This window comes from Methylobacterium sp. 37f, from assembly GCF_023093475.1.
Classification (GTDB): domain Bacteria; phylum Pseudomonadota; class Alphaproteobacteria; order Rhizobiales; family Beijerinckiaceae; genus Methylobacterium.
Genome location: NZ_JAGHKN010000050.1, coordinates 1 through 12,718, shown reverse-complemented (window position 1 = coordinate 12,718; position 12,718 = coordinate 1). Strand labels below are relative to the sequence as shown.

The window sequence follows — 12,718 nt, the reverse complement described above, 5'->3', positions numbered from 1 at the left end:
AATTGTTTTGGTGTGCGGCGCAATAGTGATGGCCGTACTCGGGCTTTGGCTGGGCCTTCCGTGGGGATGGATCGGCGGATTAGTGGGGGCACAGCTTGGGGCAGCGCTGGGGCTCGTCCTCGCGGCGGTCGCCTGCTACCGCTGATGTGCTTCATGCACTCGATGCGTTTCGTAAGAAGGTAGTTGTGAGATTGGAGGGTCATACCACCAGTAAATATTCTCATCCCTCGATCGTTGAGTGACGTTGGAGAGTTTGGCACGGATTCCGAAGGGCCGATTTGCAGTACTACACCTCCCCATCAGGGAAGACTGCCAACAAATTCAAAATCTCTGATCTGAATGCAACACAGATCTGCTGATGCAGGTCCGTTCGTGGCTTGAGTGTTATGGAACGGATCAAAGCTAGTTGTAGCAAAATAACAAATTCACAGCATAAAATCGGTTGCTGTCAGAGTAACGGCCTTTGAGAGTTGGATTTGGAACTCAGCGCCGTCGGTTCCCGAGACATTGCCTTCGATGATGGTCGTGCTGCCCTGCACGACGTAGCGGATTTGCCCGGCCGCGGTGAAAGCATCGGTGCCGATGAGGCTGAAAGCGTCGTCGCCACCTCCCACGATCGCATCGATACCCGCAAGGTCGATCCGGTCGCCCTGCGCGCTGAGAAAGTCCGCAATGACGTCCCGCCCAGTAGTCGTATTCGTGCCACTCCCCGCCCCTGCGACGCTGGTGAACACGAACGTATCGCTTCCCGTGCCGCCGGTGAGGGTGTCCTTGCCCAGGCCGCCGGTCAGAACGTCGTTCCCGGCAGCACCGTTGAAGGTGTCGTTGCCCGAGCCGCCGATGATCGTATCGTTGCCATCTTGGCCGTTAGCCAGCTGTGGCCGGGTTCCGCGGGACGATAGGTCAATCACATCGTTTTCAGCCGTTCCGCTGGTGTACTGCGCAGTTTGCGGCTCGGTGGGGCTGGCCGTCACTGAGACAGCGACGTTGCCCGTTGTGGAGCCACCTGCGCCGTCGGACAGGGCGTAGGTGAAGGCCGCCTGTCCGGTGAACCCGGCCGTCGGGGTGAAGGTGACCTGGCCGTTGCTCAGCGCGACCGTACCGCCCGAGCCCGCCGTCACACCTGTGAGGGACAGGGTGTCACCATCGACGTCGGTGTCATTGGCCAGCAGTGTCGCTGCGCTGACCGTCACCGGCACACCCGCTTGGGTCGCCAAGGCGTCAGCCGCCGCGACTGGTGCGTCATTCACGGGCGCAACGGTGATGGTGGCGGAGCGGGTGTCGGTACCGCCTCTCCCATCCGAGACAGCGTAGGTAAAGCTGTCGACCCCGTTGGTGTTGGCACCGGGCGTGTACGAGAAGGCACCATTGGCACTCAGCGACAACACGCCCTTGGTGGGCCCGCTCACCAAGGAAGCGGTGAGAGGATCACCGTTAGCATCGCTGTCGTTGGCGAGCACTCCGTTGGCCGCCGCAACCACGAGCGCTGTGTCCTCGCTCGCGGTGAACGCGTCATTGGCACCGACCGGCGCGGTATTGACGGGTCCTCCTGGATTGGAGGGGGCCTCGAAGCGGAAGTCATCTTCGGCGAGAGCGCCGCCAGCATGGATGACGGTGAAGCGACCGGCAGAGGTGCCACCTTCCACAACCTGGTAGGTGTTGAGGGTGCCGTTGCTGCCAACCCGAACGAGGGTTGCCTCGGATGTGAAGCCCTGGAGCACGATGGCGTCACCCCCGACCTGACCAGCGCCACTGAAATCGCCGATGCGGTCGAGAGCTGCGCCCGCAGCCATGGTGCCAACAAGGTCGGCTTTCCGAATCACGAAGCGGTCATCACCGGCTCCGCCCGTGAGACTGTCGGCGCCTAAGCCGCCGGTCAAAACATCGCTTCCGGCAGCGCCGTTGAGGGTGTCGTTGCCCGAGCCGCCGATGATCGTATCGTTGCCATCTTGGCCGTTGACCAGCTGTGGCTGGGTTCCGCGAGACGATAGGTCAATCACATCGTTGCCGGCCGTTCCCGAGGTGTACTGGGTGGACTGGGTCGGCTGGGCTGGGGGAGGAGCAGGGGCGACGTTGACGGTGACGTTGCCTGTTGTAGAGCCACCTGCGCCGTCGGACAGGGCATAGGTGAAAGTCGCCTGTCCGGTGAACCCGGCCGTTGGGGTGAAGGTGACCTGGCCGTTGTTCAGCGCGACCGTACCGCCCAAGCCCGCCGTCACACCTGTGAGGGACAGGGTGTTACCATCGACGTCGGTGTCATTGGCCAGCAGCATCGTCGCGCTGACCGTCACCGGCACACCCGCTTGGCTCGCCAAGGTGTCAGCCGCCGCGACTGGTGCGTCATTCACGGGCGCAACGGTGATGGTGGCGGAGCGGGTGTCGGAACCGCCCCTCCCGTCCGAGACAGCGTAGGTAAAGCTGTCGACCCCGTTGGTGTTGGCACTGGGCGTGTACGAGAAGGCACCATCGGCACTCAGCGACAACACACCCTTGGTGGGTCCGCTCATCAAGGAAGCGGTGAGAGGATCACCGTTAGCATCGGTGTCGTTGGCGAGCACTCCGTTGGCCGCCGCAACCACGAGCGCTGTGTCCTCGCTCGCAGTGAACACGTCATTGGAACCGACCGGCGCGGTATTGACGGGCCCTCCTGGATTTGAGGGAACCTCGAAGCGGAAGTCATCTCCAGCAAGAGCGCTACCATCATGAATGACGGTGAAGCGACCGGCAGCGGTGTCACCTTCCACAACCTGGTAGGTGTTGACGGTGCCGCTGCTACCAACCCGAACGAGAACCGCCTCGGACGTGAAGCCCTGGAGCACGATGGTGTCACCCCCGACTTGACCAGCACCACTGAAATCGCCGATGCGGTCGAGCGTTGCATTCGGAGCCGTGGTGCCGACAAGATCGGCCTTTCGGAGCACGAACGCGTCGCTTCCCGTGCCGCCGGTCAGGCTGTCGGCTCCAAGGCCGCCGGTCAGGATGTCGTTTCCGGCAGCGCCGTTGAGGGTGTCGTTGCCGGAGCCGCCGATGATCGTATCGTTGCCATCTTGGCCGTTGACCAGCTGCGGCCGAGTTCCGCGAGACGATAGGTCGATCACATCGTTGCCGGCCGTTCCTGCCGTGAATTGAGCGGGTTCAGTAGGCGGCGGGGCTTCACGTAGCGTAATTACGAGGCGCCCGATCTCGCCAGAGGAAATATCACTATAGTATACATAACCATCGCGGCCCTGAGCAAAATGGGTCGGGGCGGTACCTGTTCCAGATTGGAAGAGAAATTTTGCGTCTGATCGATTATTCACATCGACGGTAAAAACTTCCCCGCCCGAAAAGTCAGAGAAGAAGAGGTCATTTTGAAATGCATCTGGATAAACGTTGCCAGAATAGACAACCTCACTACCGGTGATTGCCTGCACCTGGAAGCCAGGATTAGCTGCGCTGTGAGAGAATGCACGAAAGGCGGGCGTGACGTCGATTTCGCCCCGTCCGACTGCAGCATAGAAAGCCTGAGCAGAACTCGAGTTGCGATAGCCCGGTGTCTGCAGCAGAAGACCACCGTCGCCTCCCTCATAATAGGGCCAGCCAAAGTTCGCTCCTGGTCCTCCCATCTCGATCATTTCGTAGGAGTTCCAACCAGTATTGGTGATGAATAGACGGCCTTCCGTGTCAAAAGTTGTTGAGAATGGATTGCGCAAGCCGGTTTGAAAGACCTTTGCACGATTACTCTCGAGCGAGACACCGTCCTGCATGAAGGGATTGTCGGCTAAGCCCTGACCCGTAATGGGATCAATCCGAAGGATTTTCCCTGAGAGACTATCAAGCGCAAGGACGTCGGGCGTGCGTGGATCGGCATAATTGAAAGAGGTACCATCACCCGTTGCGACGTAGAGCGCACCATCGGGCCCGAAGACCAGAGATCCGCCAGCATGGGACGCCGAGTCCACCTTCATATAATCTTGCTTGAAGCCATTGATGACGGCCGGTACAGGCTGTGATGGGTTGATATAACGATCTGAAGCTACGAGGCCCGCGAAGGCTGGGTCAGTGAAATCCTGCCGACCTTCGCCACTGATGTCGCTGAGAGACTGGCCGCCTTTCCCGAGAATGATGACTTCGCTTCCTGGGACGACAGTCGTGTATCCGGTCGCTGCATCGGCGGTGAAGCGTAAGACTTGGGAGAAGCGGTTGCCCGAGCCGTCTAAACCAGCACTCCCGGTTAAACCAGCAGAGTCGGATGGATCGGCAACAATGAATGCATAGATATATGGATTGTTCTCAAAATCTGGATGAAGAGCAATGTCCATCAAGCCCCGATCTCCGGACTCATTGACGCGATCACTCAGGTCTAGGAATGTGCTCGCCATGCCGGTGGCAACATTAGCAACGCGAATGGCTCCCCCCTTCTCAGCGACGTAGGCGAGAGAGGAATTTACCGGCGAAAATTCGAACTTTATCGGCTGGTTGAGGCCGCTGACTGAAGGCGACTGTCGAACATCATACTCGCTCGTGAGAGGCGGCTCCGAAGGAGGCGGCGGCGCGGGTGTTTCATCATCGAGGATGGAAATGCGCGTAGTACGCGGGGCCCAAAGGTTTGCTCCCTCAGCACTAATTAGGGAGAGGGCAAAAACCTCAGTTTCTTCGCCAATCAAGTCGTTATGCAGAGCTATTGAAATCGTTGCTTCTTCCGCACCAGCTGGAATGACAACCCTTCCAAAGCCACCTGCGAAGTCCTCTCCCGCTGAAGCTGTGTCGCCAGTAACACCATAGGTGATTGTAACGGCATCAGTTAACGGCCCCGTTCGGACGACGCGCGCCGTCACAGAAGATGATAATTCGCTGACACGAATTTCTGTTTCTGCAAGAGAAACTATGCTATTTTGAGTCATGACAAGCCCTAAAACTCTTGAATTTGTTGTAATTAGTGCGAAATATTTAGATTATGTTATTTACATTCGCCACCGAATGCTTATAGTTTTTGGCCGATACATCGACGTTTGATAATTGACTGTGCATCGATTAGCATAGGAATTAAGGAAAATACATATTAAATTTGCACATAAAAACGTCATATAATGTATATAAATCTAGCATTATTTGAGAATATTGTTCTCAGAAAAACGATCAAAATTTTCTCAAATCTTCGGTTTTTTTCGTTGAACCCATTACTGAGTAATGAGTGTCGGCCTAACCTGCAGACGCTGGACGATCGAGATTTCACGATTATTGCGGAACCCGGCAATGAATTTCGTCCGGCGAGTGGTGATCGGCCCCCACGCGGTGGTCCAAGGGTAAAGTTATACCAATCCTCATTTGGAGTTGACCCCGTTTGTGGTCCACGACCTATGCAAGTTCTCGGGCTGTGACAGCTTGGTTGGCGAAGGCTCGGGGCGTCAAGCCGCCCAGGGCCGTGTGGGGTCGATCTTCGTTGTAGTGGCACCTCCAGTCCTCAATGCGCTCGCGAGCATCCGTCAGCGACAGGAACCACGAAGCGTTCAGGCATTCCGCTCGTAGGCGACCGTTGAACGACTCGATGTAGGCGTTGTCGGTCGGCTTGCCCGGTCGAGAGAAGTCGATCTCGTCCCCGTTCAGGTAAGCCCACTGGTCGAGCATGCGGCCGGCGAACTCCGGCCCATTGTCGACCCGCAAGCTCTTGGGCCGCCCCCTCAGCCGGACCAAGGCATCGAGCGCCTCGGTCACCTGGAAGGCGCGGAAGTTGGCTCTCGGCGTGAGTGAGAGCGCCTCTCGCGTATGGCAATCGACGACCGTTAGGATCCGGAACGGACGCCCGTCGAAGATGCGGTCGGATACGAAGTCCATCGCCCAGACCTCGTTGGGCCCACCGATCGCTGGTCGCCCTTGGCGATATCGCCAGGCCCGCTTGCGTTTGGGCAGCTTGGACCGGATCGACAGGCCCTCATCCCTGTAGATCCGGTAGGTTCGCTTATGGTTCACCTCCCAGCCCTCCCGTCGCAGCAGGATGTGCAGCCGCCGGTAGCCGTAGCGGACCCGTGCGGCAGCCAGCTCCTTCAACCGCATCCGCAGCGCGACTTGCGGGTCCGAGCGCTTCCTGTAGCGCTGGGACGAACGGCCGAAGCCGGTAGCCAGACAGGCCCGGCGCTCGCTGATGCCGTAGACCACCTGCAGGTGGCCGGCGACCTCGCGGCGAGCGGCGGGCCTTACCACTGATCCTTGAGGACGTCCTGCAGCATCGAGCGGTCCAGCGTCAGATCGGCGACCAGCCGCTTGAGCATGCTGTTCTCGTCCTCCAGCTGCTTGAGCCGTCGGATCTCCGGCACGCCCATGCCGACGAACTGCTTCTTCCAGCGGTAGAAGGTCGGCTCGGAGACGCCCATCTTGCGGCAGACTTCGTCCACCGTGGCGCCGTTCTCCGCCTGCCGCAGGGCGAAGGCGATCTGTTCATTCGTGAAGCGTTTGCGAGGCATGGCATCCACCCTCCTTCAGGGTTCAGGATGCCCGAAAAACTTGCGCTCAGCGCGGACCACTCTGATGGGTCAGGGTCAGGCGCCGGGTGAAGACCCGAAGGACACCACCAAGGATACGCTCGGCGCACATCGCACTGAGCTCGAAGCCGTTGAAAGTTTGAAAGGGCAAATCGAAGCCGGAGCATCAGCTTAGTACGGTGTTCAGCCGCCGCCTAGGCGGCTGAGGCCACATCGGACGGCACGTTGGGGTAGATCGCGACTTCGGACGCGGATCACGCAGCGGTAAGTACAACGGCGGCGCCTAGTCTCTGTCCGTCTACGATGGAATAGCCTAGCCATCTCGTAAGTTTTCACATCTACTTGAAAATTATTCTGGGATGTCGCGGTAAGTGGATCCCCGTTCATTGGGGGTCAATAGGTCTGGGAGTGCACCCAAACCAGCGCAAACGAACTCGAAAATTATTGTTGTATCAGAATCATTTCTGGAGGACCCTCCCGAATGGGTGGCCGGATGCCGTCCAGGCAAAGCATGAGGAGGCGACATGAACGCCGTTACGGACCAGCAGCTGCACTCAACATTTGAGACATTAGCCAACGCTCCGCCCTCTGCTCAGATAGACTTCCTGTCATTAGATCCCTTTGCCACGGTGATTGAGATTCCCGTGAGTCAGCTTCTCTCCAACGACACGGACCCGGATGTAGGGGACGTCATTCGGCTTGTGTCCGTCGACGGAGGTGAGTCCGGCACTGCTGAGCTGGTGTCGGATGCATCGGGCCAGAGGGTGGTTTTCACATTACCCAAAGATTGGTCGTCGCTCTTGGATGGGCCGGCAGGTCCAGACAGCTTTAACGCGGCCTCGTTCGCGTACACGATCGAGGATAGCGCGGGTGCGACCAGCACCACGGGCGCCGTTATCTTCCCTACCTACTTCTACCTGACGGATCAGGATTTTACCTTGGCGGAAGATACGAGTGTCGTGATCTTCGAGGGTGATCTCCGCGGCATCATCGTCGAGGGGCCTCAGCACGGGCACTTGGAAACGGTGTCTCTCGGCGAATACAATACCCGCTTCACTTACGTACCGGACCGGTATTACTTTGGCGCAGACAGCGTAGAGTTCGACCTTTTCGACCGCGGTTTCGATTTTACCCAGCCTCGTGCCCGGTTCGACTTTAACGTCACTCCCTTGGATGAGGCTAGCTATTTCCGAGGCACCACTGCCGCTGACGTCATCGACCAATCCTCGGCCACCTCACGGGTGCTGATCGCTGGTCTGGAGGGTAACGACACCCTTCGGGGTGGTGCCGGCAGTGATGCACTGAACGGTGGTGCTGGCAACGACATCATCACGGGCGCGGCCGGCAATGACAGCATCACGGGCGGTCTTGGTGCTGATCGCATGGGTGGCGGTGCGGGCAACGACACCTTCCACATCGCTCGCGGCGACCTCGCTGTGACGGGTGCCACCGACCTGATCGTGGACTTCCAAAGGGCAGGCCAGGCCGGGGGCGACGTGATCCGCTTCACGGGCTTTGCTGCGGGCTCGACGCTGGAACTGGTCGGCACCTCAGGCAACGCGCGGGTGTACGAGGTCCATGATACGGGGGGTGTAACGGAAGGACAGCTTCTCATCAGCGCAGGCGGTGCGCTGGGTCAGGTGCTGACCACGAACGACTACGCGTTCGCCTGAACCCTCGGACAGGGACCTGGCTTGGTCTGGGTCCCTTGCCACGCGGCGCCAAGATCCTGAAAGGCAACGTCCGCCTCGCCCATCACCCGCCCGAAAGTGGACAGGCAGAAGTCCGCCCTGGACGGTCATTCCAAGCCGCTCATCACCGGCATGCCTCGCAAAGGCTACGCCTGCGCGAAGTGCATAGCTTAATAGCGTCGGGTATCCGATCGGATACCTGACACCGCCGAGCTATGCACATCGCGCAGGCGTAGCCTTTGCGAGGCATGCCGGTGAGTAGCGGCTTGGAATGACCATTCCGGGTGGAATGCAGAAGTTCGTCGATGGCCCACCGAACGTCCGCATTACGAGTGAAGCGGACGTGACCCGACCTGCTGCGTTCGGATAAATGTAAGATACCCGACCGTCAGACAGCGCTTAACTTGAGGTAACGACGAGCGCTTGATCATAAACTAAAATGCTGTTCCTCACAAATGGTAGTATTTTATCGAAAGCAGGGCTGATGAAGCTTTACTTCGACTTCGACGATGGTCGCACCCAGTTCAGGGATGAGGAAGGCATCGACCTTCCCAACGTAGAGGCTGCACAGACAGAGGTTCTTAAGACGCTTGCAGAGATCGCCAAAGACGCTTTGCCGAAAAGTGATCAACAAGCGTTCAACGCCTCAGTCCGCAATACCTCCGGGAATATTGTTTACAGCGTGGAAGTGACGGTCTCAGGCGAATGGCACGAACCAAGTCTTTTGTAATGCTGTAGCGTGTGTTGTCGTGGTTTCCAATTTGCAATCTTGCAGAAAATCACATCCTAATATTCGGCACAATCTACTCGATTATCGTTGCTTGGGTCGACATACTGACCGGAGGGCATGGCCCAGGAGGGCACATGCTCAATCCGTTCATCCAGAAGCTTGGACGCCGTTTCATCCTCTCTGGGCCCGAAGAGAAGGCTCTTACTGATGCGAGTGCGCGCGTTCGCGATGTCCCATCTCGAACCGCACTCATCTCGGAAGGAGATGTGCCCGATCACGTCCAGCTGATCCAAAGGGGCTTCGCCTGCCGCTACAAGGTGCTTCCCAGCGGTGGACAGTCGATTGTCGCCTTCCTCCTGCCCGGTGATTTCTGCGACCTGAACGTGTCGATCCTGGGCGAGATGGACCACTGCATCGGGACGATCAGTTCCTGTGACGTGGTGCGTATCCCGCGTTCTGTGATGAACGACCTCACCGGGAAACATCCGGGGCTCAACCGCGCCTTGCAGTGGGCTGGCCTCGTCGATGAAGCAATCCTCCGAGAGTGGCTGGTGTGCATGGGCCGTCGTTCTGCCGATGAGCAGGTCGCACACCTGTTCTGCGAGTTCCTGATCCGCCTCCAGATAGTCGGGCTTGCGACAGAGAACAGCTATGCGTTCCCCCTCACCCAAGTCGACCTTGGCGATGCAACCGGTCTCTCGAACGTGCACATCAACCGGGTACTACAGGAGTTGCGACGTCTGGGGCTGGTTGTGGTCAAGGAGAAACGTGTGACCCTACCCGACGTCGCGGCTATTCAGGCTCACGCCGGGTTCAATCCGAACTACCTTCACCTTCATCCCAAGGCTCCGCCGTATCCTGCTATGTGAGGTATCAGACGTTCCCCAAGGGGCAAGAAATTACACCCATTTGTTAAGTTTTCAGTTGGGTACAGGGCCTATGTTGTAGCGCATCGCGGCCACACCCCCGGCCTTCCGCGCCTGTGAGACCTTGTGTGCTCCCGCCTGCTGCGCGCGAAGAACCCTATGCCTCGCTACTTCTTCGATATCCATGACGGCCAAACACTCCGCGACGACGAGGGTATCGACCTCGCCGGTCCTGAGGAGGCTGCTCATCACGCAAAGATGGTCCTGCCAGAGATCGCGGCGTACGAAGTTCCCAAAGACGGCGAGCACCAAGCCTTTTCGGTTTTAGTGACGGACGAGGATGGGCATCCCATCTACTCCGCCGCAGTGACCTACACCGGCACGTGGCTGATCCGGTGACTGGTCCCCCCTCTGCTGAGCCGGATGGGGCGCCGAGCTACCGGGCTCTGCGGCTCAACGCTGACGGAGGCGGGGTTCTCAACACGACGATTTCGGCTTCGAGAGACGACGAAGCCAAGGACAAAGCACAAGCCCTTGTGGATGGGCATGCCCTCGACCTCTGTGACGGAATGCGGTTCATAGAGCGGTTCGAGCCGGTTGATCACCTTCCGCAACTCGCGGCCACCGAGACAGCCTGAAGCTCACAATTGATGGTCCGCTTCGGGGTAGTTTTGCTCGTTGCAGCCTGCCGGCTCGGGAGTCGCAGTGGGGTGGAAACCGGCCATTTACACAAACGCATGTATAGGGCGTTTGAAGGCGAACCAGTTAGGCCCGTGTCATGATACGGTTCTGGCGCACATCGAGGTGCTTGGCGATGAAGAGGCCAAACGGAGCTTGAGCTTTGCTACGGCGGCGGCGTGAAAACGTCCCGTAGACGCGTTCCAGCGCCAGAATTCGTTCGGTTGGCGTGGAGCATGATGCCTCTAGCGCATCGATCGCAGCATCAACTTTCGACACCACCGTAGTGTCGGTAATCTCAGACGCGGCATCGATCTCGCGGACGCAGATGCAGAGTGGTGTCATCCGCACCGTATCGCACGCTTATGCGACATCTTAAAATGCGCGCCACTCGCATGGTCGGCAGTGCGATGCTCGTCCTTGGAATATCCGTTACTGGCTGTGGAGCGGCGCCTTACCAGCTTCGCATCACCCCTGGCGAGGATACGTATGCGGATTTCCGCTGAGACCAAGGCCCTGATGTTCTCGGGTGCGATGTACGACGATCTCACCTCCGAGTTGGTGGAGGCACGCGCTGAGGCTGTCCGCCTGTCGAATGCCTACAACGCTACATGGGGGCAATCGCAGGAGATGCGTGACGAGGCGCTGCGGCGCTTAGTGCGGAGTATCGGACCCGGTTCCTTGTTCGAGCCGGTGCTTCGTGTTGAGTTCGGGGAGAACATCACCATCGGACGCAACTTCTTCGCTAACTTCGATTGCGTCATTCTCGATGGGGCTGAAGTGACGATCGGGGACTACGTCCTGTTCGGTCCTCGGGTTGGTATCTACACCTCGAACCATGCCATCGACGCAGAAGAGCGCGCTGCGGGGGCCTGCTACGCAAAGCCGGTCACTATCGGGAACCGGGTCTGGGTTGGCGGTGGCGTCAACATCAACCAGGGCGTGACGATTGGCGATCACAGCATCATTGGTGCCGGTAGCGTCGTGACGAAGGACGTGCCGCCGAACGTCATCGCCGCAGGCGTGCCCTGCCGGGTGATCCGCTCGATCACAGAAGCGGATCGAACCGGTTTCAAGTCCGCCTAGAATCGCTTTCTGCCCATCCGCTTTCGGGTAAGGAACGTCTTTGGCGGACATCGTCCAAAACCTCTGCCAGTGACCACTCGAAGACCGAGATCAATGCGTGCGAGATGCGGTCGCCGTCTCACGGTGTTGATTGCCCAGACACACCCTCGGATGAAGGCATCAGGTTTCGCGCAGCCACTTCCAGACGTGTTGCACCGTTCCCTGACCGTTGATCCGCTGGACCGCCTGACGCTCGCCACGCCAAGCCTGGGGCGGGGCGCCGTAGCGGTTGCGGAAGCTGCGGCTGAGTTGCGAGACACTGCTGAAGGCGTAGACCTCCGCCAATCGGCCGATGGTGCGCCGTTCCATGGGATCGGCAAGAGCGTCGCGCACGGCTTTCAGGCGCTCGCGTCGCACGAAGTGCATCACGCCCCCTTCCGGCTCGAACAGCCGGTAGAGCGTGGACCGCGAGACCAGCATCTGCCCCGCGATGAATTCAGGCGACAGATCGGGGCGCGACAGGTTCGCATGTACGATCATCCTGGCCAGCGCCATCAGGCCGCCATCGAGTTCGCGGCCGTCCAGCACGTCCGTGGCGTGCGAGCCATCGAGGAGGCGGTGCAGGAAGGTCACGAACTCATCGGCCAGAGCCGGGGCTTCGGCGGCGCGTGTGGTCGGCAATCGGCGATAGATGTCGAGAATGCGCGCCGCCAGCAGCCGATTGCGGACCGGATCGAACAGCAGGTCGTGCTTTTCGAGCGGCAGCCCGTGAAGGCGGGTGCAGGGAACGGCGATGCCGATCGCATCGGCCCGGTCGAGTAGCCCATCCAGCAGGTGACGGCGGCCGATGAGGGTCACAGTGCCACGCGAGGCCGAGAGCGCTTTGCCGGCGACCGTGCCCTGGAAGCGTCCGGAACGGTAGAGTTGGAACATGTAGTGGTCGGGACCGGCCTCGACGCGTCGACGGTCACGCTGAAGCCGCTGTGTCGAGAGCAGCGTGCGGTGAGTGACAAGGTCGTCGATCTGGTAAGCGACGTTGGTGCCGAAAGGCAGCGGGGCGGATGGCGTGGTCGGACTGACCTCGTACATCGGCGCTAGAGCTGCACCCGATCAAGTTGGGTCAAAGGCATCGTAGCCTGCGGCCATCAGGTAGTTACGGCATTCGTCCGGTGTGAAGCGGCCGAAGGCTTGCTTGATGGTGTCGGAGAGGTCTGCGAGCGTGCGAGCAGC

At 59.3% G+C, this 12,718-nt stretch carries 9 protein-coding genes and 1 pseudogene; 5 read left to right on the top strand and 5 right to left on the bottom strand.

The window, feature by feature from the left end; translation table 11 throughout:
- Nucleotides 1-425 precede the first annotated feature (425 nt).
- Together J7U37_RS22550 and J7U37_RS22545 are read right to left on the bottom strand one after the other, a co-directional pair.
- On the bottom strand, nt 426-4,883 hold the full coding sequence (locus tag J7U37_RS22550; RefSeq protein WP_282104119.1) for a cadherin-like domain-containing protein: 4,458 nt from the start codon (nt 4,881-4,883) through the stop codon (nt 426-428).
- A 454-nt stretch (nt 4,884-5,337) separates the two neighbouring features.
- A protein-coding gene (locus J7U37_RS22545; protein WP_247637168.1) for an IS3 family transposase occupies nt 5,338-6,440 on the bottom strand; the annotation gives its coding sequence in 2 pieces (ribosomal slippage) (nt 5,338-6,185 and nt 6,185-6,440; 1,104 coding nt in all).
- A gap of 542 nt (nt 6,441-6,982) precedes the next feature.
- On the opposite strand from J7U37_RS22545, the gene J7U37_RS25205 reads away from it, so the two are divergent.
- From J7U37_RS25205 to J7U37_RS22520, 4 genes are all read left to right on the top strand, one after another.
- Nucleotides 6,983-8,131 carry an Ig-like domain-containing protein gene (locus J7U37_RS25205; protein ID WP_282104117.1) on the top strand — a complete coding sequence of 383 codons (1,149 nt, stop codon included), beginning with the start codon at nt 6,983-6,985 and terminating at the stop codon, nt 8,129-8,131.
- Between the two features lie 457 nt (nt 8,132-8,588).
- Nucleotides 8,589-8,879 carry a hypothetical protein gene (locus J7U37_RS22530; protein WP_247637167.1) on the top strand — a complete coding sequence of 97 codons (291 nt, stop codon included), beginning with the start codon at nt 8,589-8,591 and terminating at the stop codon, nt 8,877-8,879.
- Nucleotides 8,880-9,013: 134 nt separating this feature from the next.
- Nucleotides 9,014-9,748, top strand: a complete 735-nt coding sequence (locus tag J7U37_RS22525) for a Crp/Fnr family transcriptional regulator (RefSeq protein ID WP_247637166.1) — start codon at nt 9,014-9,016, stop codon at nt 9,746-9,748.
- A 156-nt stretch (nt 9,749-9,904) separates the two neighbouring features.
- Complete coding sequence (locus J7U37_RS22520) at nt 9,905-10,144, top strand: hypothetical protein (RefSeq protein WP_247637165.1); 240 nt, start codon at nt 9,905-9,907, stop codon at nt 10,142-10,144.
- Nucleotides 10,145-10,510: 366 nt separating this feature from the next.
- On the opposite strand, the gene J7U37_RS22515 is transcribed toward J7U37_RS22520, so the two are convergent.
- On the bottom strand, nt 10,511-10,768 hold the full coding sequence (locus tag J7U37_RS22515; RefSeq protein ID WP_247637164.1) for a hypothetical protein: 258 nt from the start codon (nt 10,766-10,768) through the stop codon (nt 10,511-10,513).
- A gap of 144 nt (nt 10,769-10,912) precedes the next feature.
- Between J7U37_RS22515 and J7U37_RS22510 the strand changes: the two genes are divergently transcribed.
- Complete coding sequence (locus J7U37_RS22510; protein WP_247637163.1) at nt 10,913-11,509, top strand: sugar O-acetyltransferase; 597 nt, start codon at nt 10,913-10,915, stop codon at nt 11,507-11,509.
- A 159-nt stretch (nt 11,510-11,668) separates the two neighbouring features.
- Here J7U37_RS22510 and J7U37_RS22505 read toward each other — a convergent pair whose 3' ends face one another.
- Together J7U37_RS22505 and J7U37_RS22500 are read right to left on the bottom strand one after the other, a co-directional pair.
- A complete protein-coding gene (locus tag J7U37_RS22505) occupies nt 11,669-12,577 on the bottom strand; it encodes a helix-turn-helix domain-containing protein (protein ID WP_247637162.1) in 909 nt (302 codons plus the stop codon).
- A gap of 21 nt (nt 12,578-12,598) precedes the next feature.
- Nucleotides 12,599-12,718 (bottom strand): annotated as a pseudogene (locus J7U37_RS22500) (IS630 family transposase); the annotation flags it as partial.